Genomic DNA, 24,252 nt, shown 5'->3' with positions numbered 1-24,252 from the left:
CTCAGCCCATCGTGTCGTAGGCGGCGCAGCGCTCCCGCCACGGCTGGTCGCTGGGGTTGGTGAGGGCGAAGGTCGCGGGCCCGGCGGCGCCGAGGGCCGCGGCGCCACCGCCGCCGAAGGTGCGTTCCACGGTGAGCGTCACCGACTTGGAGAACACCGCCAGCCGCACCCGCACGGTGACCGAGGCGGTGCCGTGGGCCACCGAGTGCGCCGGGTCGTAGGTGAGCATGAGGTAGAACTCGACCGACACGCTGATGATGCCGAGGACGTCCAATTCTCCCGCCGCTCGCAGGAATCCGCTGAGGGTGACGGCGCCGGGGACGTAGGTGAAGTAGATCCCGGCCATCACCGAGACGGATCCGCTGGCGACTCCGAGGTCGAGCGCGGCCGCGGCGCCGAACTCCAGTTGGGCCTCCAGCTCGGCGATCTCGGAGGACCTGACCGTGACGGCGAAGAAGCCGCCCCCGCCGAGCAGCGAGACCGTGAGGAGGAACGGGTGGTCCCGCGAGGACACCGCGAACCGGGCGGAGACCGGGTCACCGTTGAAGGGCAGGATCACCGACGCCGACAGCGCGAGGTTCTGCAGCAGGAACATGCCGAGCTCGACGGAGGGCACGGCGAGCGTGTAGCCCGCTTCGATGCCGGTGCCGGTCACCCGTACCTGGGAACCGCTGGGCGGGGTCGGCAGGTAGTCCCGCAATTTCGCCAGGAACCGCAGGTCACCGCCGAACTCCACGCCCTTGACCTTGGCGTCGAGCACTGGGGCGGCACCCGGCCTGGAGGTGAACGCCAGCCGGTCGAAGTGGACGACCAGGATGCCGCCGACGAACGCCAGGCCGAAGTTCCGCAACTCGCCGCGCACTTCCGCTGCCGGTGCGCCGCCGACGAGGTGCGTCAGCGTGTCGCTGTGGAGTTCGAGCGAGGTCGTACCGTCGGTCTGCAGCGTCGGGTCGCCGGTCTTCAGCCTGGGCCGCCAGGCGACCTTCGTCCGTACCGCCTCGGGTGGCCGGCTGCTGTCGCCGTCCGGGTAGACGATCTCGGTTGAGATGTGCGGGACTTCCTCGCCGTCACCGATGTCCGTGCTGGGGGCGACCAGGTCCGCGAGCGGCAGGAATCCCAGCAGGGTCGGCGGGGAGAGGCCCGGAACGTCGCTGGAGAGGAAGTACTTGGCGGGATCGAACTGGTGGTGCTTGAACTGGTCCAGGTCGCCGCCGACCAGGCCGGTCGCGGCGGACAGGCCCGCCACCGGCAGGGTGAGCGCCCCGATACCGCCGGCGCTGGTCGCGGGTGGTGCGAAGCCGGCTCTCGGGCTCACCTGGGCGTACACCTGAGAGGCCGTCGCCAGGCCAGAGTTGAGGTAGTCCGGGTCGGGCCGCAGGGTGACCGGCCCGCCGGTTCCCACCAGCGGACCCGCGGCTCCGGGTGGGGCGTCCGCCGCTCCGGCGGCCCCGCTCTGCCGGGCGAAGGCCTCGAGTGCGGGTAGTCGCGCGTCGACCGAGATCAGCCGCGGGTAGACACCCGGCCGCCCGGCGGCCGCGAGGGTGCTGGGGTCCGCCTGTGCCTGGGCGGTCCCGATCCGCAGCGCGGTGACGTCCACGGTGGTGTCGTTGCCGGTGGCGTCCGGTGCCAGCGTCAGGCGGCCCGCCGCGGGCAGTTGGACGCCCTGCTCGATCCCGTCCAGTTGCCCGGCCACGGCCACCAGGTCGGCGTACGCCTGGCCGACGCCGACGAAGACCAGCGGTGCGCTGAACGCGACGGTGTGCAGTTCCCTGTCGTCGGCGCTCAGCGAGAACCGCAGGCGTCCGTCGGGCTGCGAGTGGTCGTCCACCCAGAAGCCCACGCTGCCGAGCGGTTGGTCGGCGGGGTGCACCTCGGTCGTGAAGGGAGCGTGCAGCAGCACTCGGCGCAGCGGCAGGGCACGGCCGCCGGAGGGCAGTCCGGGGGCGTCCAGGTACTCGACCTCGGGTACCAGGACGGTGAGCCAGGACTCCTGGTGGAGGCCCAGGTCCAGGCGCCGTTCGGTGTGGGTCGAGAGCTCGGCGGGGAAGCCGAACGGCACGAGGAAGCCACGCTGCACCACATGGACGTCCACCTCGCGTCCGGTCACCGAGCGGTGCCGGTACCCGATCACGCCCGCGCCCGGCAGGCCCCGCCAGTCTCCGTTCAGGCCGACGGTCGCTCCCAGGGCGCTCAGGGTGAACTCGCCGGCGAGGACCGGCAGCCGGGCCGAGTTGCTCGCGATCGACTGCCGCTGGCCCGGGGTGAGTGAGCCGATGAAGGGCGAGGGCAGCCCCGACAGGTTCGCGCACCGCAGGGCGGTGGAGCGCCGTGACACGTAGTCGGGAAGGCCGGAGGGTAGCCGGGGGGTCAGCCGCGTGTGCCAGAGTTCGGTCACCCCGCCCTGGCCGGTCACCGGATCCAGCGCGTGTGCCCAAGTGACCGGCGCGGCAAGGGGGGTGAACACGAGCCCCCAGACGCACTCGATCGAGGTCCGGTCGTCCAGTGCGGCGTCCAGCCCCGTCCAGGACAGCAGTCCCGCCGCCGTGAACGGGACGGTCCCTCCCGCGGCCACCCGGAAGGTGAGTTGACTCGGCCCGGACAGCCGCACACCGGCCGCATCAGGCGGTTGATCGGTGGACAGGACGACCTGCTCCAGGCAGGACTGCGGCTGGAGGACGACGGTGATGAAGGCCGGCGCGGTGGGGCGGGTGGCGGTCAGCACCTCGGCGCCGGGAGGGCCGGTCCGGGAGAGGTTCTTGAACGTGAAGTCCAGGTTCAGCATGTCCTCGCGCCTGAAGAGCGACACGCGGACGTTGTCCATGTCTACGGCAGCGCACATGGGACCAGCCCTTCGCCGGGTGAGCCGGGCTCAGGTGGCGAGGTGTGTTCGGGTTCTTGACCGGCGCTCCTGACGGGTGAGCCCGGATTCCCGTCGGCATTGCCCTCGGCCAGGAGTCGGTTCCCGCTGCCGTACCGGCGCGCTGCGGTGCGGCGGCGGACGACCGCGTCATGTTGTGGAGGCTCATCGGGCGCGGCGCGGGCCGCACCACGGGATCGGCCTCGGGACCGTCCTGCCTGGGCTCTGGCCTGCTTCACCCTCGGACGGGAGCCGCTCCGAGAACCAGGCTACTACGGGCGGGCAGCCGGGGCGCGGAGAGCGAATGGACAGGGCATCAGGCAGCGGACGGACGCTCCGGCCCCCGGAGCCGGGTCGTCACCGGGCCCGGCGGTGGCGGGGCCCGGCCCGCTGTGGCGGGTAAGAGGTCATGCCCGTCGCCGGGCCCGGTAGTGCTGGGGCCCGCAGTTCAGGGCCGGGTGAGCGGCGCCGACCACTGGAGGCTGGTACCGCCGCCGGCGGGAGCGGCGAGGGTGAAGGTGCCGCCGAGCTGCTGAGCGCGTTCCTGGAGGTTGCGCAGGCCGCTGCGGTGCCCCTGCTGTGCCGGGAGTCCCATGCCGTCGTCGGTGACGCGGAGCACCACCTCGCCGCCGGTCGCGTGCAGGGTGACCTCCACCCGGGTGGCCCGCGCGTGCCGGGCGGCGTTGCTCAGCGCCTCGGCCAGTACCGCCATCACCTGGTCGGCGACCGCCGGGGGCACGTCGGTGTCCAGCAGCCCCTCCATGCTCAGCCGGGGTGCGAAACCCAGGGTGGTCCTGGCCTCGGCTACGGCCCGGGCCGCGCGGGCCCGCAGGCCCCGGTCCTCGCCGTCCCGCGCCCGCAGGCCGAAGATGGTCGAGCGGATGATCTTGATGGTCTCGTCCAGGTCCTGGACCGCCCGCACCACCCGCTCCGAGGCGGCCGGCTGCTCGATCAGGCGCGCCGCGCTCTGCAGCGTCATTCCGGTCGCGAACAGCCGTTGGATGGCCAGGTCGTGCAGGTCGCGGCCGATCCGATCGCGGTCCTCGAAGAGCGCCAACTGCTCGGCGTCCCGGCGGCGTTCGGCCAGTTCCAGGGCGAGCGCAGCCTGGTCCGCGAAGCCCGGCAGCGCCCCGATCTCCTCGCTGCCGAACGGCAGTCGACCGGCCGTGCGGGCCAGCAGCAGCACACCCTGGACCCGCCCGGCCGCCGTGCTCAGCGGCACCGCCACCGCCGGTCCGAGGCCGGTGAAGCGGCTCAGCCCGTCGGAGCGGCGCGGCCCGGCCGCGTACCGTTCGTCGCCGGCCAGGTCCGCGGTGGTCACCGGCGAACCCGCCGCGAACGCCGCACCGGAGAGCGTCCCGTCCATCGGCACCGTCAGCCCGAGCCGTCCGGCGCTGTCCCCGCCGACGGCCAGTTCGACCCGCAGCCGGTCCCCCGCCACGGGCACCGAGAGATCCGCCAGCTCGGCACCGGTGATCTCGCGGGCCCGCTCCGCGATCAGCGCCAGCACCTCCTGCCGGGGTGCCCCGGAGAGCAGGCTGCGGGTGATCTCCCCGCTGGCCCGCAACCAGCGCTGCTGGCGCTGCGCCTCCTCGTACAGCCGGGCGTTGTCGATCGCCACGCCCGCCGCCACGGCGAGGGCGGAGATCAGCGCCTCGTCGTCGGCGTCGAACTCCTGCCCGTTGCGCTTGTCGGTGAGGTACAGGTTGCCGAAGACCTCCTCGCGGACCCGCACCGGGACCCCGAGGAAGCTGCGCATCTCGGGGTGGTGGGCCGGGCAGCCGTACGAGGCCGGGTGTTCGGAGAGGTCGGCCAGGCGCAGCGGTTCGGGGTGGCGGATCAATTGGCCGAGCAGGCCCTTGCCGCTCGGGTACGGGCCGATCGCGGCGATCTCCTCGTCCGACAGACCGACCGTCAGGAACTGCGACAGGGTGTGCCCGTCGGGTCCGATCACGCCGAGCGCGGCGTAGCGGGCGTCGGAGAGCGCGCTGGCCGCCTCGACGATCCGGCGCAGCACCTGGGTGAGGTCCAGTTCCCGTCCGACCGAGAGGACCGCCTCCAGCAGGCCGTGCACCCGGTCGCGGGTGCCGCGGACGTCGTCGATCCTGGCCTGCAACTCCTCCAGCAGTTCGTCCAGTCGAAGCTGCGGAAGCCGCGAGGACATCCCCTTCCCGCCCACGTCGTCCTCCTGGTTCCGCTTCGGCCGGCGCAGCCGTACGTGCCCGTCCACGCTATCGGTCCGGTGCCCGGGTCGGTCCGCCGGGGGCCGGTTCACGTGCGCGGATGGCCACCTCGCCCGGTCCACGGCGGGGCGGACGAACGGCACTTGAGCCGTGGACCGGTCGGCGGGGGCCGCCGGGACCATCGGCCCTGTGGCCGCCGAGGGCCCCGAACCGAGGATGAATCGCCGCCCGAGAGCCGTTCAGGTGCGGCTGAGCCATGTTCGGTGGATGTGAAGGAGGGCGGCCGGTGGCTGCCATCGAGGAGAAGGAAGAGCCGGCCGCGGCCGCCGTCCCCGGAAGGAGGTCCGGTTCGGCGCTGGTGCGGATGCTCACCACCACCGATCACAAGACGATCGGCACCATGTACCTGGTGAGCGCGTTCGGCTTCTTCCTGGTCGGCGGTGCGATGGCGCTGGTGATGCGCGCGGAGCTGGCCCGCCCGGGGACGCAGATCCTGTCGAACGAGCAGTTCAACCAGGCGTTCACGATGCACGGTTCGATCATGCTGCTGCTGTTCGCCATGCCGCTGTTCACCGGTTTCGCCAACTGGATCATGCCGCTGCAGATCGGCGCCCCCGATGTGGCCTTCCCGCGGCTGAACATGCTGTCCTTCTGGCTGTTCCTGTTCGGGTCGCTGATCGCGGCGGGTGGCTTCCTCACCCCGCAGGGCGCCGCCGACTTCGGCTGGTTCGCCTATGCGCCGCTGTCGGACGCGGTCCACTCGCCGAGCGTCGGTGCGGACATGTGGATCATGGGTGTGGCGCTGTCCGGGTTCGGCAGCATCTTCGGTGCCGTCAACTTCATCACCACGATCATCTGCATGCGGGCGCCGGGTCTGACGATGTTCCGGATGTCCATCTTCTGCTGGAACGTGCTGCTCACCTCGCTGCTGGTGCTGCTGGTCTTCCCGGTGCTGGCCGCCGCGCTGTTCGCGCTGGAGGCGGACCGCAAGTTCGGGGCGCACGTCTTCGACTCCGCCAACGGCGGGGCGATGCTCTGGCAGCACCTGTTCTGGTTCTTCGGTCATCCCGAGGTGTACATCCTGGCCCTGCCGTTCTTCGGCATCGTCTCGGAGGTCATCCCGGTGTTCAGCCGAAAGCCGATGTTCGGCTACTCCGGTCTGATCGCGGCCACCATCGCCATCGCGGGCCTGTCACTGTCGGTCTGGGCGCACCACATGTACGTCACCGGACAGGTGCTGCTGCCGTTCTTCTCCTTCATGACCTTCCTGATCGCGGTCCCGACCGGGGTCAAGTTCTTCAACTGGGTCGGCACCATGTGGAAGGGTTCGCTCAGTTTCGAGACCCCGATGCTCTGGACGGTCGGCTTCCTGGTCACCTTCCTCTTCGGCGGGCTGACCGGTGTGCTGCTCGCCGCGCCACCGATCGACTTCCACGTCTCCGACTCGTACTTCGTGGTGGCCCACTTCCACTACACCCTGTTCGGCACCGTGGTGTACGCGATGATGGCCGGCTTCCACTTCTGGTGGCCCAAGATGACCGGCAGGATGCTCGACGAGCGCCTCGGGAAGATCACCTTCTGGACGCTCACCATCGGGTTCCACTCCACCTTCCTGGTCCAGCACTGGCTGGGTGCCGAGGGCATGCCGCGCCGCTACGCCGACTACCTGGCCTCGGACGGCTTCACCACGCTGAACACCGTCTCCACCATCGGCTCGTTCCTGCTCGGTCTGTCGATCCTGCCGTTCCTCTACAACGTCTGGAAGACCGCCAAGTACGGCGAGAAGGTCACCGCCGACGACCCGTGGGGCTGGGGCCGCTCGTTGGAGTGGGCCACCTCCTGCCCGCCGCCCCGGCACAACTTCACCTCCCTGCCCCGGATCCGCTCCGAATCCCCGGCCTTCGACCTGCACCACCCGGACATCGCCGCGCTGGACCACCTGCAGAACCACGGCGAACCGGCCAAGCACCTGGCCGGCGTGGCACCCGCCCGGTCCGGTGAGCCGTCCAACACCGACTGACGGCCCATCAGATTCCGTCCCCGCCCCGGCCCTCTCCCACCGGGGCGGGGACGGTCCCCGATCCCGTACCGAGTCCGAGGAGGACAACGGCCATGCCGCACACCGTACTTGCCCTCGGCGCCGCCGCACTCACCGCGTCCGGCTGCGTCTGGTACATCCCGGCGGTGGCGGACCTGCGGGCGGGCGACGACCGTCCCGGGTCCGTCCGGTTGTCCGCGATCGCCTGTCTGGTCTGGTGGCTGGGCGTGGCCGGTGCCGGACTGCTGCTGCTCTCCCCGGCCACCTGGCAGTTGCCCGCGGCGCTCGCCGCCGGCGGCGCGGTGGCGGGCGCGGCGCTGCGACTGGCCGCGGTCGCCGACCACCGGAGCGAGCGGCGCGAGGAGAGTCGGTACTGGGCGGAGGTGCTGCCCGGTGCGCCGTCGTCCCTCGACCGTCCGAGGCCCCAGGTCGTCCTGCTGGCCTGGTTGGTGGCCGGGGTCTCGGCCTCCTCCGTGGTCGCGGTGTCCATCGTGCTGTCCGCCCGCGCCGGCTCGCTGTCGGGACCGGCACTTGCCGCGGCGGCCTGCGGCTCGGTCGGGCTCTCCCTGGTCACCCTGCTCGTCGCGGTCACCCGCCCGCGTTCTTGACCGGGCCGGCCGCGCAGCCGCCTCGTTCGCAACGCCGTGGGGCGCTCACCTAGCAGCCGCACGCCGGCAGCGCGCCCCCGCGCGCGGATTCTGCGCGGTGCCCGACGTTCCTAATCTTCATGGTGCCGATGATGGTTCCGACACGAACTCGGAGGACCGGCCCATGCGCCGACTCACCACCGCTCTCGTCACGACGCTCTTCGCCCTCGCGCTGGCCGGGCCGGCCGCCGCCGCACCCGCCGGTCACCGCGATCCGGCCCAGTGCCCCGACGGCGCCGTCTGCGGGTGGCGGGACCCCGGCTGGTCGGGCGGTCCCGTGTACTGGTCGCCCCCGTTCAACAGCAGAACGTGCCTGGTGGAGGACGGCCTGGGCCCGTTCAACTCGGTGTGGAACAGCAGCGACCATCCCGTGCGGTTCTACCGCGGCGGCAACTGCGACGGCAGCTACGTCGACCTCGGCGCCGGAACCGGCTCCGACCGGACGCCGTGGCCGGTCGGCTCCGCGCGCGTGCTCGGAGTCTGACGGAGCCACCGACGCACACCTCGCGGTGCCCCCGCCGACGGCAACAGCGGCCCGGCGGCACCCCGGGGCTGGACGGAGCCCGGTCGGTCGGAGGCGGCCGGGCTCCGGGCGTCGGATCAGGAGCCGGCCGGGCGGTGCGGGCGGTGGCCGCGCTCCTGGCGCGGGAACTCCTGGTCGGCGCCGGGCAGCTGCGGCGGTGGCAGGGTCGCCACCTCCTGCTTCGCCAGGGTGAGCTGGGCGGCGGTGTCGGGCAGCCCGGGCGGGCGCTGGACCCCGCGGTCGAACTGGAAGGCCGAGGTGAGATCGCCGAAGGTGTCCCGGCGCCAGTCGGTGACATTGGCCGCCCGGACACCGGTGAAGCACTCCAGGAACCGCAGCGCCGAGGTGTGGTCGAACGCCTCCGACGCCACCCAACCGCCCACCGTCCAGGGCGAGACGATGATGCAGGGCACCCGGAATCCGCCGCCGATCGGCAGCCCCCGGACGAACTCGCCGGGCGTGCCGGCCTCGGGCACCGGCGGCGGGACGTGGTCGAACAGACCGTCATTCTCGTCGTAGTTGAGGATGAAGGCGGTCTTCGCCCAGACCTTCGGGTTGGACGCGATCGCCTCGATCTTGGAGGCGACGTAGTCCGCCCCGGCGGCGGGCAGGTAGTCCGGGTGCTCGGACTGGTAGCTGGTCGGCAGGATCCAGGAGACCGCGGGCAGCCGGTCGTTCCTGGCGTCGTCCTCGAAGGTCCCGGCCGGCTGCGCGGTCAGGCCCTTGTCGTGGAGCGGGTCACCCGGCCTGGCCCGCTGGAAGTTCTCGAACAGCGACAGCATGTCCGTGCCGTAGTTGTCGGTCTCCTGGTACACCCGCCAGCTGACGCCCGCCGCCTCCAGCTGCTCGGCGTAGGTGGTCCAGGTCAGCGGCTCCGGGGCGGAGTTCTGGATGATCGGCCCGCCGCAGGCGCCGTCGGCGTCGATCGACCCGGTCATCCAGTACAGGCGGTTGGGCCAGGTCGGCCCCTGGACGGAGCAGAAGTAGTTGTCGCAGATGGTGAAGGACTCGGCCAGGGCGAACTGGAAGGGGATGTCGTCCCGGGTGTAGTAGCCCATCACATAGGGGCCGTTGACGCCGTCGGCGGCCCGGTGCGCGGGCAGCCACTGGTCCATCTTCCCGCCGTTCCACGCGCGGTGCTGGACGGACCAGGCATGGCTGGTGGACGGGATCGCCTGCGCGCTGGTGGTGCGGGTGTCGAGGTGGAACGGCAGCAGGTGGCCGTCCGGGTTGACGCTGTCCGGCTGGTAGAAGACCGAGCGGCCGTTGTCCAGCCGCAGCGCCTCCGGATCCCCGAAGCCGCGGACACCGGCCAGCGTACCGAAGTAGTGATCGAAGGAACGGTTCTCCTGCATCAGCAGGACAACGTGCTCGATGTCCCGCAGCGAGCCGCGCCGGGGCACCCCCGCCGCCACCGCACGCTGGACGCTCGGCGGCAGCAGACTCATCGCCGCCGCTCCGCCCGCCACCCCGGCCACCGAGCCCAGCAGCCTGCGTCGGGTCATTCCGGACATAGGATCCTCCCTCTCCGCCACTCGCTCAACAGTGCCTTGAGGCATGGCCGTGTCAGATCGGGTACGACTCTGCCGTAGCGGAGTTCCCTCGCGCGGGGGTGCCGGGTGAACGCTCGGCGAATGTCAGGGACAGATCATCTTCGCCGACCGGGCGTCAGCCCGCTTCACCGGAACGCCATTCGACTCAGGCCGACAACCGTCCGGCGGCCTCCTCGCCCACGGGAGCACACAGCCGGACCAGCTCGTCCAGGGACAGCCCGAGGGCTCCGGCGAGCGCCGCCACCGTGAAGAAGGCCGGCGTCGGAGCCCGGCCGGTCTCGATCTTGCGGAGCGTCTCGGCCGACAAGCCCGCCGCCGCCGCGACCTGGACCATGCTCCGCTCGCCCCGGGCCTGCCGGAGCAGAGCGCCGAGGCGTTCGCCGCGTTCACGTTCGAAGGGAGTGAGTGGGGTGCGCACCATGACCGTGATACTAATACCGGTATAAGAATTGGCCCACTGCGGGGCCATGGGGATCGACCGGGGAGGCCACCGGAGATGGTGGAGATCAAGACTGACGCGGCGTTGGACGCGATGCGGGAGGCCGGACGGGTCGTCGCCGACGCGCTCGACGCGGTACGCCGCGCGGCGGCGGTGGGGGTGTCACTGCGGGAACTGGACGAGGTGGCCCGCGAGGTACTGCGCGAGGCCGGGGCCGACTCGCCATTCCTGGGCTACCGTCCCGGCTTCGCCGCCACCCCGTTCCCGGCGGTGATCTGCGCTTCGGTCAACGACGCCGTGGTGCACGGCATCCCGACCGGCTACCGGCTGCGCGACGGCGACCTGGTCAGCATCGACTGCGGGGCCGAGCTCGGCGGCTGGACCGGCGACGCGGCCGTCAGCTTCGTCGTCGGCACGCCCCGGCCCGCCGACCTGGCGCTCATCGGGACCACCGAGCGCGCCCTCTCGGCGGGCATCGAGGCGGCAGTGGTCGGCGCCCGGATCGGCGACATCTCCCACGCCATCGGAAGCGTCGGCCGCGCGGCCGGCTACGGGATCCCCGCCGACTTCGGCGGCCACGGCGTGGGCCGCGGCATGCACGAGGACCCGCACGTCCCCAACGACGGGCGCCCCGGACGCGGCATGGTCCTGCGGCACGGCATGGTCCTCGCGATCGAGCCGATGTTCCTGGCCGGCGGCCGGGGCCACTACCGCACCGCCCCCGACGGCTGGACCCTGCTCACCCACGACGGCAGCCGGGCCGCGCACGCCGAGCACACCGTCGCCATCACGGAGGACGGGCCGCGCATCCTGACCCTGCCATGACCGGCCGGCCATCGCGCTCCCCCGCCCCGACTGGCCGGCCACCGGACCGCGCACGCCGACTGGCCGGCCATCGGCCCCTGCCATCCGGCGTCAGCTCATCTGCTGCTCCAGGTCGAGCAGTTGGGCCTCACCGCGACCTGCGGACCAGTCCGCCGAACCGTTCTCGGTCAGCACCACCAGAACGTCCTCGGGCCGGACCCCGACCTTGCCCGCCTCCTCGGCGATCCGCCGGTACAGGGCGCGCTTGGTCTCCTCCGGACGCCCCCGGCGCAGCGTGATCTCCACGCAGACGACGTCGCGCCGGTCGACGCCCAGGTACTCGGGGTCGAAGAACATCTGCTCGGCGGGCAGGGCCTGGACGATCTGGAAGCGGTCCTTCTCCGGGATGCCGACGGCGTCGACCAGCGCGCGGTGCACCGCAGCCGCGATCTGCGGCCGCTGCTCGGCGGGGCGGTCGGAGCTGAGCGTGATGCGGACGAGGGGCATGGCGCATACCTCCTGATGGCGGCCGGCGGCGGGCCGGACCGATGACCGGCCGCCACGGGCAGTGCGATCCGGTCCCGACTTCCTGATGGACGGTCAGCAGTCTACGCAGCTGACTTTCAAATCGAAAGCCAGTATCTGTGAACGGCTACAGTGGGTCCGTGGAGTGGGGTGAACAGGACGTCAGCAACTGCGGCATCGGCCGCGCGCTGGAAGTGGTGGGACGGCCGTGGGCGCTCCTGGTCGTCCGGGAGATCTCACGCGGCCTGGAGCGTTTCGACGAGATCCAGCGCCATCTGGCGGTCTCGGCCGCGGTGTTGAGCCGGCGGCTGGACGAGCTGGTGGAGTCGCGACTGCTGGAGCGGTTCCCGTACCAGGAGGCCGGCCGGCGCACCCGGTTCGGATACCGGCTGACCCCGCGCGGCCGCGAGCTGTACCCGATCCTGCTCTCGCTCAAGGAGTGGGGCGACCGACACCGGGGCGACCGGGCCGGTCCGGCCACCAGGCACCGGCACGCGGACTGCGGCGCGGACGTCCGTCTGGCCCTGGTCTGCGAGCGGGGACACCCGGTGGCGGGCCTGGCCGAAGTGGAACTGGTCCAGGGCCCCGGCGCCCGCCCGCTGCCCCGACCGTAGCACCGGGGCGGTCACCGACCCCCCTGTGACCAGCTCGTATATGAGACGTAGATCGCGAGCGGTGAGGATGAGGGCCTGAGTGCACCGCTTGAACCGACCGGGAGTCTCCTCATGAAGCGATCTGCAGTGTTCCGCCGATTCCGTGCGGCGGTACTCGTCCCGGCCGCCGTGGCCGCCGTACTGGCCGCCGCCGGTACGGTCGCCTCCGCTGTCACCCATGAGGTGCCCACCGGTCACGCCGTCGCCGGCGGCGGCTCGGGGCCGCAGCCGCCGAGCGGCGTGACCGAGTGGAACACCAAGGTCTGATCGGGCCGTTGCCGCTCAGGCCGGCGGGATCGGTCCGTCCTTGGCTTGCGCAAGCGTGAGGGAGCGGGCCCGGTCCGCCAGCGCCGCGGCCTCGGCTGCCTCGGGAAGCCCGATGCCGGCGAGCACCAGGTGCGCCTCGGCCGCGTGGGCCAGCCCTTCCTCGACGCGGCAGAGGTCCAGCGAGACCTGAGCGAGGACCAGCAGTGCGTGGCCCCGGTCGCGCTCGCTGCCGACGGCGGTGCGGTAGTGGGCCAGGGCCCGCTCCGCCTCCCGGTACGCCTCCGGAAGCCGGCCCAGCGCCCGCAGCGTGGCCGCACCGCGGTAGCGGGCCTGGGCCGCCTGGCCGGGGATGTCCGAGCTCGCGCAGATGTCGAGGCACTCCCGGTACCCGGCGAGCGCCTCCGGGTACCGCTGCAGTTCGTGCAGGGCCAGGCTCCGCACGCACAACGCGTGGGCGGTGCCGTGGTGGTCGGCCACCTCGCGCAGCAACGGCAGTGCGCCGTCGCAGGCCGCCACCGCCTCGTCCGCCCGGCCGCTGCGCAGCCGGGCCATGGCCGCGTTCAGCACGGTGACGAGTTCGCCCGAGCGGTGGCCCATCTGCCGGGCCAGGGCCAGCGCCTGGTCGAAGTGGTGCACGGCGTCGTCGTAGCGCTGCTCGAACTGGGCCATCACACCGAGGTCGTTGAAGGTCTGACGCAGGATGACCGTGTCACCGGCACGGCGGCAGGCCTCGGCCGCCAGCCGGATGTGGGCGCTAGCCGCTGCCAGCCGGGTGGTCTGCAGTGCGGCGTTGCCGCACACGAAGAGAGCGCGGCCCGCGGCACGGTCGTTGCCGGTGCGGACGGCCTTCTCGGCCACCGCCGCGGCGGCGGCGGCCAGTTGGCTGTAGGGGATGTCCCGGCCGAACGGACTCAGTGCGATGAGCAGGTCGGCCGCGGTGTCCAGCAGCTCCGGTGTTGCGGCGCCGCCCTGCACCGCGAGCTGGATGATGTGGACGGCCCCGTCGAACTCCTCGGCCACCCAGGCGCGGGCGTCCGCCAGGCCGGTGAAGCGCGGTCCGCGCGGGTCTCCCGGGGTGAGCGTGGTGTGCACGGGGTCGCCCGGGACCATCTGTTGGAAGGCCGATCCGGCGGCTCCCAGCAGGAAGTTGAGCAGCCGGTGGGCCGCCCCGGTGCGCCCGCCGTTCTGTTCCTGGCCCGCCGGCGCGGGCAGCTGCCGGGCGAAGGCCTGGACCAGCTGGTGGTACCGGTAGCGGCCCGACGACGGCGACTCCAGCAGCGCGGTGTCGACCAGCGACTCCAGCAGCGGCTCCGCCTCGTCCTCGGTGAGGCCGAGGGCGGCCGCCGCCGCGCCGAGGCCGATGCTTCCCCCGGTGACGGGCGCGAGCGTCCGGAAGGCGTGGGACTGGGACTCGGTCAGCTGGTGGTAGCCGAGCTCGAACACGGCGGCCACGGCCAGCTCGCCGGCCTGGAGTTCGGCCAGCCGCCGGCGTTCGTCACCGAGCCTGCGGACCAGGTTCGTCACCGTCCAGCCCGGCCGGGCGGCCAGCCGGGCCGCCACGATCCGCACGGCGAGCGGCAGGTTCGCGCAGGAGGTGACCAGCTCGACGGCGTCGGCCCGTTCCGCCGCGACGCGCTCGGTGCCGATGACCCGCTGGAGCAGGGCCAGCGCCTCCTCGGTGTCGAACACGCACAGCCGGACGTGGGCGGTGGCGGGCAGTCCGGCGAGGCGGGCCCGGCTGGTGAGCACGACCGCGCAGTCGGCCGATCCCGGCAGCAGCGGCCTGACCTGGGCAGCGTCCCTGGCGTCGTCGAGCAGCAGCAGGACGCTCCGGCCGTCCAACACGGTACGGAAGAGACGGGTCCGGTCTTCCAGGGAACGGGGGATCTCCTGGCCCGGCACTCCCAGCGTCGACAGGAAGCTTCCCAGCACCGCGCCGGGTTCGGCCGCGTCCGTCCCGGTACCCCGCAGGTCGGCGTAGAGCTGGCCGTCGGGGTAGCGCTCCTTGACCTGGTGCGCCACCCGCAGCGCCAGGGTGCTCTTGCCGATGCCACCCATCCCGCTGACCGAGGCCACCGTCAGGGCGGTCCGGTCCGCGCCGAGCAGGGCCTCGCGCAGTTCCGCCACCGCTTCCTCGCGACCGCTGAAGTCCGCAGTGTCCGGCGGGAGTTGAGCGGGACGGGCAAGGGCGGGCGAGGTCGCGGGCCCGGCGGCCGGCGACGCGGCGGGCCCTGCGCCGATCCGTACCGACGCGGGCGCCCCGGTGCGTGGTGCCAGGTCGTTGGCCAGGATCCGCCGGTGCAGCTCGCGCAGTTCCGGCCCCGGGTCCACACCGAGCTCGTCGGCCAGCAGCTGCCGCGCCCTGGCGAAGACGGCGAGCGCCTCGGCCTGCCGCCCGCAGCGGTACAGGGCCTCCATCAGGAAGCCGTACGGCCGCTCCCGCAGCGGGTGTTCCCCGGTGAAGGCGGTCAGGTCCGGGATGGTGGACGGGTACCGGCCCAGCAGCAGGTCGTGATCGAAGCGCTCCTCCAGCAGCATCAGCCGCAGTTCGGCGAGCCTGGAGCGCTGCTGCTCGGCGAAGGGTCCGGGCACCCCGGCCAGCGGCTCGCCCCGCCACAGCGACACCGCCTCGGTGAGCAGCCGGGCGCACTCCTCGTGCCACCCCGCCGCGCGGGCGCGTGCCGCCTCGGCCGCCAGCTCCTCGGCGCGGTGGGCGTCCACGCCGGCCGGCGCCACCGCCAGCCGGTAGCCGGACCCGGCGGAGAGCAGCAACTGCGGGGTGGCGCGCCCCTGTTCCAGTCGCTGCCGCAACCGCCAGACGTAGGTGCGCAGACTCGTCACGGCGGAGTCCGGGGCCTCCTCGCCCCAGACCATGCCGACCAGTTCGTGCAGCGAGGCGGCTCGCCCCGAGCGGAGCAGCAGCACGGCGAGCGTGGCCTGCTGCTGTGGTGGCCCGACCGGGACGTCGGTTCCGTCGAGACAGATCTGCATGGCGCCGAGCACGTTGAACCGCACCGCCCCCTCCAAGCCACATTCCCTTCCACGGCGCGACCGGGCCGGCCTCCGGGCTGATCGCGCGACACTCCCCTACGGAAACAGTTCGGTCATAGTAATGACGGGTGAGCAGGGTGGAATGGTTAGGGCGGATGCGATCTTATTGTCGACACCCTGTCTTCCGGGCCAGCGCCCATCGGCGCGGGCCCGCGCGGGCCGGGGCGGGCGCTCCGACCGGACGGCCGGCGGGTCCCGGTGGACGCAATGCCCGCCGCGCTTCCCGGCCACGTGACGGGTCCACCGGTTCACCGCGTACCGACCGCGTGCGCCCGGGCCGTCCAAAATCCGTCCCGCGGAGCCGGACATGAGATCATCGGCCGGTGCGCGAACTGACGGTACTGGGGACATGCGGGGCCTGGCCTGAGGCCGGCCGGGGCGCCAGTGGCTTCCTGCTGGAGTACGACGGGTTCCGGCTCGTGCTGGACCTGGGCTACGCGACCTTCCCGCGCTTGCTGGAACACTGCGGTGACGGACAGTTGGACGCCGTGGTGATCACCCATGAGCACCCCGACCACTGCGCCGACCTCAGCGCCCTGTGCCGCGCGCGCTACTTCGCAATGGAGCGAGGCGCCCGCCTGCCGCTGTACTGCCCTCCCGGGGTGATCGGACGAGTCCAGGCGATGGAACCGAGCGAGGATCTGCTCGACGTCTTCGAGGTGCACCCGCTCCCGTCGAACCACCGGGTGGGACCGTTCCGGCTCGACTCCGCACTGCTGCCACACCACGTTCCGCACGCGGGCGTACGGTTGACCGCCCCCGGCCTGACCCTCGCCTACAGCGGCGACGCCGGACCGGATCCGACGCTGGCCCAACTGGCCGCAGAGGCCGATCTGTTCATCGCCGGAGCCACGCTCCAGAGCACCTCAACGGAGAGCGGCGACCCCAATCTGATGAGCGCCGTCGATGCCGGAACCTGGGCCACCCGCGCCGGGGCCGAGCGCCTGATGCTCACCCACTTCTGGCCCGGCAGCGACCGCACGCGTTCGACCGCCGACGCGCGCAACGGCTTCTCCGGCGAGGTGATCGCGGCCGAGGAGAGCATGGTGCTCACCTTCTGATGCTCGGCCTTGTGAGCCGTGGAGCGACAAGTAACCCTCTGTCGACAAACGATGGCGGGCTACGGGTTTCCGGTCAGGCGCCATAGCGGCGCTGTCGGGCGGCGTATGCACGTACGGCACGCAGGAAGTCGAGTTCGCGGAATGCCGGCCAATACGCCTCGCAGAAGTACAGCTCCGAGTAAGCGCTCTGCCACAGCAGGAAGTTGGACATGCGCTGCTCTCCGCTGGTGCGGATGACCAGGTCGGGGTCCGGCTGGCCGGCGGTGTACAGGTGGCGGGCGATGTCGTTCGCGGTCAGGTCGTCGGCGAGGTCCCGCATCGACCTTCCTGTCTCCGCCTGCTCGTACAGCAGATCGCACATCCTGGACGGAGAGGGCAGGCGACGCCCCCTGCGCCTGACTTCGGCCGGCCGCGAGGCTCTCAAGGGCGAAATCGATTCCCTAGCGCATGTCGCGGGGCGCATCTTCGAGACAGTGGTCCCCGACAGAATCGCCTACCAGGATCGGCCCGCCGTCACCGATATCGCGCACGTGTACAAACAGGCCGTACTCGATGCTCTGGCCATCCAGCCAGGGCAGCTCGTCCTGGACCTGGGCTGCGGTCCGGGTACCGACCTGGGCATGCTGGCGCGCGCGGCAGCGCCTTCGGGAACGGTACTCGGTATCGACTCCGATCCCCAGATGACCGGTCGGGCGCGTGCCCGAATCGCGGGCCTTCCACAGGCGGGCGTGCTGATGGCGGACGTCCACGCGTTGCCGCTTCCCGGATGCTCTGCGGACCGGGTCCGCACCGACCGCTTGCTCCAGCACGTTGCCGACGTTCCCCGGGTCCTGGCGGAGGCCCGGCGGGTCCTGCGTCCTGGCGGCCGCCTCGTCATGGCCGAGCCGGACTGGGACTCACTCGCCATCGACTACCCGGATCCCGACGTCGCCCGCGCGTACACCCGCCACGTTGCCGACCGGATCGTGCGCAATGCTCTCGTCGGGCGGCAACTGGCTCGACTGGCCGAGCGAGCAGGATTCGCCGTCACGTCAGTTGTTCCGGTCACGTCGGTCTTTAGGGACGTTCATGCTGCCGACCAGGTCCTCGGCCTTCAGCGCAATACCGAGCGTGCCGTGGCCGCCGGCTATCTCACTCGCCGACAGGCCGACGGTTGGCTCGACCATCTCGCGAAGCAGCCGTTCTTCGCCGCTGTGAAGCTCTACGTCGTTGCGGCGGAGTCCCCCGCGGAGTACCGACCGTCGGGCATGCCCGGAGGCCTGTGCAACCTTTCGCGCGGCACCCGGCATTAGGGATCCGGGCAGCGCAATCCGGCGGTGCCCGTGACAGGGAGGGAGGGGGGCCCTGATGGTCAGGATTGCGGCGAGTTCACGCGACGCCGAGTTCACCGAGTATGCGGCGTCCCGGGCCGAGTGGCTGCGCAAGGTCGCGTATCTACTCTGCGGCGACTGGCATCGGGCGGACGACCTGGTGCAGGAGAGCATCACCAAGCTCTACGTGAACTGGTCCCGAGCGGGGCGGGTGGAGAACCGGGACGGCTATGCCCGGACGGTGCTGGTCAACACCTTCCTGGCGGAGCAGCGGACCTCCTGGTGGCGGCGGACGCGTACGGGGGGAACGGCGCCGGACCAGGCGTCGGCGGGGACGGACGTGGACGTCTCGCTCGACCTACGGCAGGCCCTGGCCGCGTTGCCTCCAAGGCAACGGGCGGCGGTGGTGCTGCGCTACTACTGCGACCTCTCGGTCGAGCAGACCGCCGACCTCCTGGGGTGCTCTGCCGGAAATGTGAAGAGTCAGAGCTCACGCGGGCTGGACACACTCCGGCGTTCGTTCGTTCAGCGACCGGTTGAGGGGAGCAGGGCATGAGCGAGGAGACGAAACTGGCCGCGGAGCTCTCGGCGTTGGCCGAGGAGTCCGCCCCGCCGAGCGGTGTGGACGTCCATGAGGCGCTGCGGCGCGGCCGGGGCCGGCTGCTGCGGCGTCGGGTGGCGCTGCTGACCGCGGCGACGGCGGTGGTGGCGTCCTCGGTCGCGCTGGCCGCGGTGCTGCCCGGCAGCGGCAAGGCAGCGGGACCTGCCGCGCAGCCGACCGTGACGGTGTCCCCGTCGCCGAGCGGGGTGAGTACGTGGAACCCGGTCCCGCCTCCGAGCGGGCCCGCCGCCACGCCGTCCGAGAGCAGGACGGCCGCCCCGTTGACCGGCATCGATCCGCTGATCTCCGACGGCCGGTTCGGCTGGCTGCCGGACTCGATCAAGGCGATCAGCTACTCGCTCGAGTCCAACGGTGGGTGGGCGAACGCGCAGGGCGATCCGGGGAAGTTCGAAAGTCCCTCCTTCCATCTCAAGGTCTACCCGGTGGGGGTGACGCCCGAGCTGCCGAACCTTCCGGACGGAAAGCCCAACCTGCCGGGCTTCACGCCGGGAAATCATGCGATCCGCGTCGATGCCCAACCGGTCAACGGGCGGGAGGCGTACTGGATCACCGCGAGCGACCCCAATTACGCGAAGGATCTGAACCTTCTGCGCTGGAAGACCGCGGAGGGCCGGTGGGCGGAGCTCGACTCCGGCTATCTCTCCGATGAGGACAGGCAGCGGCTACCGCTGCAGGTGGCGGCCGGCGTGACCACGGGCCACTGGCAGGTGCCGCTGCCGCTGCGGATCAGCGACATGCCGAAGCGCTACACGGTGAACTCGGTGACGCTCGAGCAGTCGCGCGACGGCAACGACTTCAAGCTGGACATGAGCGTCGGGGCAGCGGCCAACGAGTTCATCAGTGTCACGGTCAAGCCGGACGTCCCGGAACCGGAGCAGACCGGGCCGAACGAAATGCCGATCAAGCAGCAGCCGATGACGTGCAAGTCCGAGCACGGCGTGAAGGTGTGCATCAAAGCTCTGGAGAACCCGGAGCTCGTCTTCGACCCGGCCGGCGGCACACAGGGCCTGCTGGACAGGATCACCCCCTTCGGCACGGACCAGACCAAGTGGAGCACTGCCGTGCTCGGCTGACGGTCAGTCGCGGACGCGTACGCCCGGTGCACACGGGGACAACGGGCGTACGTCTGCACTCCTTCAGCGAGAAGACACGATCACGCAAAGGACGCCCAACCGCGAACCCTACGAGCTCGCCTACCTGACCATGGGCGTGCCCTGGTCGGAGTCCCTGGGCGTGGTGATCAACGTGCAGCGGGCCGGCGATCGTCTGCTCACCCGACCGGTGTTCTTCCCTCCCGAGGGGAGGACGCCGGCCTGTACTACTTCCTGCCCAAGGAAGTCTGGGAGATCCACTGAACACCTGAAGCGGCGGGGATCCTGGTCGCCGCTCTCCCCGGGAAGACCGCCGGGCCGAGTCGGGGCGCTCTGGCGGGAAGGGTGGTAGAGCCGGTCCGGCGAAGGGCGGGGCCGACTGCGGGGGCGGCCTTGCGCGGGCAGCTGGGCCTTGATCAGCTCGGGGACCGGGACATCGACCAGCGCCTTCGCGGTGGCGGTGACGTTCAGGCGCTTGGCGCCGGCCTCCGACCGGACGCTCGACTCAGAGCCGAAGCTCGGGAGGAAATCCGGTCCAGCGCAGCTCAGCGGGCAGGTGCTGCATGTCGTTGTAGACCAGGACGGAGGAGGGCCGACCCGGTGGGTAGCGGATGACGGTCAGGGCGGCGTTGCCGTGGTTGAGGCCGAGCCAGCGCCACTTCGGGGCGTCCGTGGCGTGCCGCACCAGCCAGCCGATCAGGAAGTTGTGGGTGACGACCAGTTCGTGACGGTCCTCGTCGCCCGCCACCGGGCCGGTGAACTGTTCCAGGGCCTGGCCTGCCAGTACCGGACTGCGCTCACGGTCCTCGACCGTCGCCTGGTCGAGGAGACGCAGGAGGAAGTCGGCGCAGTCCGAGGGCAGTTCATCCCGCCGCGGGACGTACGGGACGTAGTCGCCGGCAGTCTCCGAGACCTCGAGAGCGGCGCCGTCCAGGTGTTCGCCGATCAGGCGCGCGGTCTGCGCGGCCCGGGGCAGCGGGCCGTGGTGGACCACCGAGATCGGACGGTTCGCCAGCCGACGGCCGAGCAGGGCCGCCTGCCGGCGCCCGTTGTCCGACAGTCCGCTCTCGTCCGGCAACGCCTCGCCGTGGCGGACCAGATACAGGTATCGCGTGGCCGTTCCCGTCATGCCCAAGCTCCTTCGCGATCCATCATGATCTCGCACGTTGCACCGGGATCGACGCCGTTCCCTCCCGCTACGGTTCCAGCGGGTCCGGTCAACGGTCGAAGGGGACACCGTCCCGGCCACCTCGGACGCACTACGGTGTCCAATATGAATGATCTTCCCAAGGGCCACCCGCTCCTGATGTCCCGTCTGTTCGCGCTCACTGCGGCCGCGCTGACCGTCGCGGCGGGCCTGGGCAGCAGGAGCGTGCTGCCGGGAGACGCCGCCAAGGTGGCCGGGGACGTGCTCTACACCGTACTGGTGTACGCCCTGGTCGTCCTGGCCGCGCCGCGGATCAAGCCTGCGAAGGCCGCACTGGTCGCCCTGGGGGTCAGCTGGGCGGTGGAGTTCTTCCAGGCCACCGGGATCCCCGCCGAGCTGTCCCGGCGGAGCGTTCTCGCCCGGCTCGTCCTCGGTACCACCTTCAACGTCCCCGACCTGTTCTGGTACGTCGCGGGTGCCGCGTTCGGCTGGCTGGTGCACCGTGCGGTGGGCACCTGGCGGCGACCCCGGACGCACAACGGCGCGTCCGGAGTCTAGGCAACCGGCCAGTATTAGACCTAACGTCAACTCCCCGTAGTATCAACGGAGGAGCTGGTATGCAACGACGCATCCGCACGCTCAGACTCCAGGCCGCCTCACTCACGGCTGCTCTCCTCGCGGCGTTCACCCTGGCCGCCGCACCAGCCGCACCAGCAGCTGCCAAGGCTGCTCCCGCCGTCGCGGGCGATCTCTGCGGCGGCCGCTGTCTGGACGTTCTCCCGCCGGGCGAGAACGGCAACGCGACACTGGCCGACATCCTCGTCAACCGGGTCTTCGGCACCCGTCCCGCGCACACCGACGACCAGCTGGGGCCGTACGCGAACCTGGCGTCCGCCTATCCGGGGCTGACCGACAGCACCCTGCGCAACTTCTTCGACGACTCCTCGTTCGGCGTCCCCGCCGACCAGGTGGCGTCCACCAGTTCGCCCCGCTCGGACGTCACCATCGTGCGCGACAAGGCGACCGGCGTTCCGCACGTCACCGGCACCACCCGCTACGGCACCGAGTTCGGCGCGGGCTACGCCGCCGCGCAGGACCGGCTCTGGGTCATGGACCTGTTCCGGCACGTCGGGCGAGGGGAGCTCTCCGGCTTCGCGGGCGGAGCGGCGGCCAACCGCCAGCTGGAGCAGAGCTTCTGGCAGGCCGCCCCCTACACCGAGCAGGAACTCCAGGCGCAGATCGACGCGGTCGCCGCCCAGGGCCCGCGTGCCCAGCAGGCGCTCACCGACGCCCGCGCCTACCTCGACGGGATCAACCAGTACATCAACGAGTCGTACCAGGGGCGCTACTTCCCCGGCGAGTACGACCTGACCGGCCATGTGGACGCGATCACCAACGCGGGCGGGATCGAGCCGTTCAAGCTGACCGACCTGGTGGCGCTGGCCTCGGTGATCGGCGCGCTGTTCGGCTCCGGCGGCGGCGGTGAACTGGCCTCCGCCCAGGTGAAACTGGCCGCCGAGGCCCGCTACGGCAAGGCCACCGGGGACGCGGTGTGGAGCTCGCTGCGCGAGGCGAACGACCCGGAGGCGGTGCAGACCCTGCACGACGGGCAGAGCTTCCCGTACGCGCAGCCGCCGGCCGATCCGCAGGGCGTGGCGATGCCCGATCCCGGGTCCGTGGTGCCGGAGCGGCTGATCTACGACGCCACCGGTTCGGCGAACCAGAGCACCACCAAGGCGGCCGGTGTGCTGCCGGGCAACCTGCTCACCGCCAAGCACGGGATGTCCAACGCCCTGGTGGCGTCCGGCCGTTACACCGACGACGGGCACCCGGTCGCAGTCTTCGGCCCGCAGACCGGCTACTTCGCCCCGCAGCTGCTGATGCTGGAGGAGCTGCAGGGCCCGGGAATCAGCGCGCGCGGCGCGGCCTTCGCCGGGCTGAGCTTCTACGTGGAGCTGGGCCGCGGCCAGGACTACGCGTGGAGCGCCACCTCGGCCGGACAGGACATCACCGACACCTACGCCGTACCGCTCTGCACCACCGACGGCTCCCCCGTCACGCTGGCCAGCAACTCCTACCTCTGGCACGGCCAGTGCCTGCCCTTCGACCAGCTGGAGCGGAAGGACGCGTGGAGCCCGACCACGGCCGACTCCACCCCGGCGGGCTCGTACACGCTGGTGATGTACCGCTCGAACTACGGCCTGGTGACCGCCCGCGGCACGGTCGGCGGTACTCCCGTGGCCTTCACCTCCCTGCGTTCCACCTACCGGCACGAGGTGGACTCCATCATCGGCTTCCAGATGTTCAACGACCCGGGCGCGGTGCACGATCCGGCGAGCTTCCAGCAGGCCGCGCAGCACATCGGGTACACCTTCAACTGGTTCTACGCCGACTCCCAGCACACGGCGTACTACAACTCGGGCAGCAACCCGGTCCGTGCTCCGGGGGTCGACCCCGGGCTGCCGCTCATGGCCCGACCCGCCTACGACTGGGCCGACTTCGACCCGGCCACCAACACCGCCCGGTACACGCCGCCCGCCGAGCACCCGCAGTCCGTCGACCAGGACTACTACGTCTCCTGGAACAACAAGCAGGCCACCGACTACGCGAGCGCCGGGTTCGGAAACGGCTCGGTGCACCGGGCCAACCTGCTGGACGCCCGGGTGAAGTCCCTGATCAGCAGCGGTAACAAGGTCTCCAGGGTGGCGCTGACCCAGGCGATGGAGAGCGCGGCGCTGGCCGACCTGCGGGCGGAGGACGTCCTGCCGGACCTGCTGCGGGTGATCGGAAGCGCACCGGTGACCGACCCCGCGCTGGCGGACGCCGTACAGAAGCTGGCCAACTGGCGATCCAACGGCGGGCAGCGGAAGGAGACTTCGGCGGGCAGCCACAGCTACGCCGACGCGGACGCCATCCGCACCATGGACGCCTGGTGGCCACTGCTGGCCGACGGGGTGTTCCGGCCGGGGCTCGGGGACGGGCTGTTCACCGCGCTGACCGGGGCGGTGCAGATCAACGAGTCCCCCTCGGGCGGGCAGACCGGCACCACCAGCGGCGGGGTCAGCGCCAACGAGTCCATCCCGCACAAGGGTTCCTCCTTCCAGTACGGGTGGTGGAGCTACCTCGACAAGGACCTGCGGCACGTCCTCGGCGACCAGGTGGCGGGCCCACTGGCCCAGCCGTACTGCGGCGGAGGGGACCTGGCGGCCTGCCGGACGGTGCTGCTCAGCACCCTGCGGAGCGCGCTGGCCCAGACCCCGGCCCAGGTCTACCCCGGTGACGGAGACTGCTCGGCGGGCGACCAGTGGTGTGCCGACTCCATCATCCAGCGCCCGCTCGGCGGGGTGACCGACGGCAAGACCACCTGGCAGAACCGGCCGACCTACCAGCAGGTGGTGCAGTTCCAGAGCCACCGCTGACGCCGGCGGACCACACTGACCGGCGGTTCTCGGGGGCGCTCGCCACAGCGGGGCGCCCCCGA

General features: G+C 71.6%; 19 protein-coding genes and 1 pseudogene. 12 read left to right on the top strand and 8 right to left on the bottom strand.

Annotated elements, in window-relative coordinates; genetic code table 11:
* Position 1 precedes the first annotated feature (1 nt).
* Positions 2-2,839: a hypothetical protein gene (locus ACZ5ON_RS05300; RefSeq protein WP_465585773.1), complete on the bottom strand. Its 2,838-nt coding sequence runs from the start codon at positions 2,837-2,839 to the stop codon at positions 2-4.
* 466 nt (positions 2,840-3,305) lie between these two features.
* Positions 3,306-5,021, bottom strand: a complete 1,716-nt coding sequence (locus tag ACZ5ON_RS05295; protein WP_465586119.1) for a GAF domain-containing sensor histidine kinase — start codon at positions 5,019-5,021, stop codon at positions 3,306-3,308.
* Between the two features lie 275 nt (positions 5,022-5,296).
* Here ACZ5ON_RS05295 and ctaD point away from each other — a divergent pair, with 275 nt between their 5' ends.
* The 3 genes from ctaD to ACZ5ON_RS05280 all read left to right on the top strand — a co-directional run bounded on the left by ctaD (position 5,297) and on the right by ACZ5ON_RS05280 (position 8,209).
* Complete coding sequence (gene ctaD / locus ACZ5ON_RS05290) at positions 5,297-7,060, top strand: aa3-type cytochrome oxidase subunit I (RefSeq protein ID WP_465585771.1); 1,764 nt, start codon at positions 5,297-5,299, stop codon at positions 7,058-7,060.
* Between the two features lie 92 nt (positions 7,061-7,152).
* The gene (locus ACZ5ON_RS05285; protein WP_465585769.1) at positions 7,153-7,686 is read left to right on the top strand and encodes a hypothetical protein; all 534 of its coding nucleotides are present in this window, start codon (positions 7,153-7,155) and stop codon (positions 7,684-7,686) included.
* A 163-nt stretch (positions 7,687-7,849) separates the two neighbouring features.
* Positions 7,850-8,209, top strand: a complete 360-nt coding sequence (locus ACZ5ON_RS05280; protein ID WP_465585767.1) for a peptidase inhibitor family I36 protein — start codon at positions 7,850-7,852, stop codon at positions 8,207-8,209.
* 116 nt (positions 8,210-8,325) lie between these two features.
* Here the strand turns inward: ACZ5ON_RS05280 and ACZ5ON_RS05275 are convergent, their stop codons facing one another.
* Together ACZ5ON_RS05275 and ACZ5ON_RS05270 are read right to left on the bottom strand one after the other, a co-directional pair.
* Positions 8,326-9,762 carry an alkaline phosphatase family protein gene (locus tag ACZ5ON_RS05275; RefSeq protein ID WP_465585764.1) on the bottom strand — a complete coding sequence of 479 codons (1,437 nt, stop codon included), beginning with the start codon at positions 9,760-9,762 and terminating at the stop codon, positions 8,326-8,328.
* A 184-nt stretch (positions 9,763-9,946) separates the two neighbouring features.
* Positions 9,947-10,222 (bottom strand): helix-turn-helix domain-containing protein, encoded by a 276-nt coding sequence (locus tag ACZ5ON_RS05270; protein WP_465585762.1) that lies wholly within the window; start codon positions 10,220-10,222, stop codon positions 9,947-9,949.
* A gap of 75 nt (positions 10,223-10,297) precedes the next feature.
* On the opposite strand from ACZ5ON_RS05270, the gene map reads away from it, so the two are divergent.
* Positions 10,298-11,065 (top strand): type I methionyl aminopeptidase, encoded by a 768-nt coding sequence (map, locus tag ACZ5ON_RS05265; RefSeq protein WP_465585760.1) that lies wholly within the window; start codon positions 10,298-10,300, stop codon positions 11,063-11,065.
* Positions 11,066-11,155: 90 nt separating this feature from the next.
* Here the strand turns inward: map and ACZ5ON_RS05260 are convergent, their stop codons facing one another.
* The gene (locus tag ACZ5ON_RS05260; RefSeq protein WP_465585758.1) at positions 11,156-11,551 is read right to left on the bottom strand and encodes a tautomerase family protein; all 396 of its coding nucleotides are present in this window, start codon (positions 11,549-11,551) and stop codon (positions 11,156-11,158) included.
* 158 nt (positions 11,552-11,709) lie between these two features.
* Here ACZ5ON_RS05260 and ACZ5ON_RS05255 point away from each other — a divergent pair, with 158 nt between their 5' ends.
* Both ACZ5ON_RS05255 and ACZ5ON_RS05250 read left to right on the top strand, forming a co-directional pair.
* Positions 11,710-12,183: a winged helix-turn-helix transcriptional regulator gene (locus tag ACZ5ON_RS05255; RefSeq protein ID WP_465585756.1), complete on the top strand. Its 474-nt coding sequence runs from the start codon at positions 11,710-11,712 to the stop codon at positions 12,181-12,183.
* A 111-nt stretch (positions 12,184-12,294) separates the two neighbouring features.
* Entirely contained in the window at positions 12,295-12,489 is a 195-nt protein-coding gene (locus ACZ5ON_RS05250; RefSeq protein ID WP_465585754.1) for a hypothetical protein, read from the top strand.
* 15 nt (positions 12,490-12,504) lie between these two features.
* Here ACZ5ON_RS05250 and ACZ5ON_RS05245 read toward each other — a convergent pair whose 3' ends face one another.
* The gene (locus tag ACZ5ON_RS05245; RefSeq protein ID WP_465585751.1) at positions 12,505-15,504 is read right to left on the bottom strand and encodes an AfsR/SARP family transcriptional regulator; all 3,000 of its coding nucleotides are present in this window, start codon (positions 15,502-15,504) and stop codon (positions 12,505-12,507) included.
* Between the two features lie 359 nt (positions 15,505-15,863).
* Here ACZ5ON_RS05245 and ACZ5ON_RS05240 point away from each other — a divergent pair, with 359 nt between their 5' ends.
* Positions 15,864-16,601, top strand: coding sequence for an MBL fold metallo-hydrolase (locus ACZ5ON_RS05240; RefSeq protein WP_465585749.1), 738 nt, complete (start codon positions 15,864-15,866; stop codon positions 16,599-16,601).
* Positions 16,602-16,674: 73 nt separating this feature from the next.
* On the opposite strand, the pseudogene ACZ5ON_RS05235 reads toward ACZ5ON_RS05240, so the two are convergent.
* Positions 16,675-16,953 (bottom strand): annotated as a pseudogene (locus ACZ5ON_RS05235) (undecaprenyl diphosphate synthase family protein); the annotation flags it as partial.
* Between the two features lie 121 nt (positions 16,954-17,074).
* On the opposite strand from ACZ5ON_RS05235, the gene ACZ5ON_RS05230 reads away from it, so the two are divergent.
* The 3 genes from ACZ5ON_RS05230 to ACZ5ON_RS05220 are packed head-to-tail and all read left to right on the top strand — an operon-like array spanning position 17,075 to position 19,606.
* A complete protein-coding gene (locus ACZ5ON_RS05230; protein ID WP_465585746.1) occupies positions 17,075-17,893 on the top strand; it encodes a methyltransferase domain-containing protein in 819 nt (272 codons plus the stop codon).
* 55 nt (positions 17,894-17,948) lie between these two features.
* Entirely contained in the window at positions 17,949-18,467 is a 519-nt protein-coding gene (locus tag ACZ5ON_RS05225) for a SigE family RNA polymerase sigma factor (protein ID WP_465585744.1), read from the top strand.
* The gene (locus ACZ5ON_RS05220) at positions 18,464-19,606 is read left to right on the top strand and encodes a hypothetical protein (protein WP_465585742.1); all 1,143 of its coding nucleotides are present in this window, start codon (positions 18,464-18,466) and stop codon (positions 19,604-19,606) included. Before ACZ5ON_RS05225 ends, ACZ5ON_RS05220 begins: the two co-directional genes overlap by 4 nt.
* A 523-nt stretch (positions 19,607-20,129) precedes the next feature.
* Here the strand turns inward: ACZ5ON_RS05220 and ACZ5ON_RS05215 are convergent.
* A complete protein-coding gene (locus tag ACZ5ON_RS05215; protein ID WP_465585739.1) occupies positions 20,130-20,753 on the bottom strand; it encodes a histidine phosphatase family protein in 624 nt (207 codons plus the stop codon).
* Between the two features lie 144 nt (positions 20,754-20,897).
* Between ACZ5ON_RS05215 and ACZ5ON_RS05210 the strand changes: the two genes are divergently transcribed.
* Positions 20,898-21,329 (top strand): ribosomal maturation YjgA family protein, encoded by a 432-nt coding sequence (locus ACZ5ON_RS05210; RefSeq protein WP_465585737.1) that lies wholly within the window; start codon positions 20,898-20,900, stop codon positions 21,327-21,329.
* Positions 21,330-21,388: 59 nt separating this feature from the next.
* Positions 21,389-24,190, top strand: a complete 2,802-nt coding sequence (locus ACZ5ON_RS05205; protein WP_465585735.1) for a penicillin acylase family protein — start codon at positions 21,389-21,391, stop codon at positions 24,188-24,190.
* Positions 24,191-24,252: the final 62 nt, after the last annotated feature.

This window comes from Kitasatospora sp. NPDC032150, assembly GCF_055579945.1.
The sequence above is the reverse complement of the archived record's forward strand: the minus strand, read 5'-3'. Positions and strand labels throughout refer to the sequence as shown.

Coding starts and splice junctions, on each gene's coding strand:
- ACZ5ON_RS05300 (WP_465585773.1), bottom strand. CDS start 2,839: ATGTGCGCTGCCGTAGACATGGACAACGTCCGCGTGTCGCTCTTCAGG.
- ACZ5ON_RS05295 (WP_465586119.1), bottom strand. CDS start 5,021: ATGTCCTCGCGGCTTCCGCAGCTTCGACTGGACGAACTGCTGGAGGAG.
- ctaD (WP_465585771.1), top strand. CDS start 5,297: ATGTTCGGTGGATGTGAAGGAGGGCGGCCGGTGGCTGCCATCGAGGAG.
- ACZ5ON_RS05285 (WP_465585769.1), top strand. CDS start 7,153: ATGCCGCACACCGTACTTGCCCTCGGCGCCGCCGCACTCACCGCGTCC.
- ACZ5ON_RS05280 (WP_465585767.1), top strand. CDS start 7,850: ATGCGCCGACTCACCACCGCTCTCGTCACGACGCTCTTCGCCCTCGCG.
- ACZ5ON_RS05275 (WP_465585764.1), bottom strand. CDS start 9,762: ATGTCCGGAATGACCCGACGCAGGCTGCTGGGCTCGGTGGCCGGGGTG.
- ACZ5ON_RS05270 (WP_465585762.1), bottom strand. CDS start 10,222: ATGGTGCGCACCCCACTCACTCCCTTCGAACGTGAACGCGGCGAACGC.
- map (WP_465585760.1), top strand. CDS start 10,298: ATGGTGGAGATCAAGACTGACGCGGCGTTGGACGCGATGCGGGAGGCC.
- ACZ5ON_RS05260 (WP_465585758.1), bottom strand. CDS start 11,551: ATGCCCCTCGTCCGCATCACGCTCAGCTCCGACCGCCCCGCCGAGCAG.
- ACZ5ON_RS05250 (WP_465585754.1), top strand. CDS start 12,295: ATGAAGCGATCTGCAGTGTTCCGCCGATTCCGTGCGGCGGTACTCGTC.
- ACZ5ON_RS05225 (WP_465585744.1), top strand. CDS start 17,949: ATGGTCAGGATTGCGGCGAGTTCACGCGACGCCGAGTTCACCGAGTAT.
- ACZ5ON_RS05220 (WP_465585742.1), top strand. CDS start 18,464: ATGAGCGAGGAGACGAAACTGGCCGCGGAGCTCTCGGCGTTGGCCGAG.
- ACZ5ON_RS05215 (WP_465585739.1), bottom strand. CDS start 20,753: ATGACGGGAACGGCCACGCGATACCTGTATCTGGTCCGCCACGGCGAG.
- ACZ5ON_RS05210 (WP_465585737.1), top strand. CDS start 20,898: ATGAATGATCTTCCCAAGGGCCACCCGCTCCTGATGTCCCGTCTGTTC.
- ACZ5ON_RS05205 (WP_465585735.1), top strand. CDS start 21,389: ATGCAACGACGCATCCGCACGCTCAGACTCCAGGCCGCCTCACTCACG.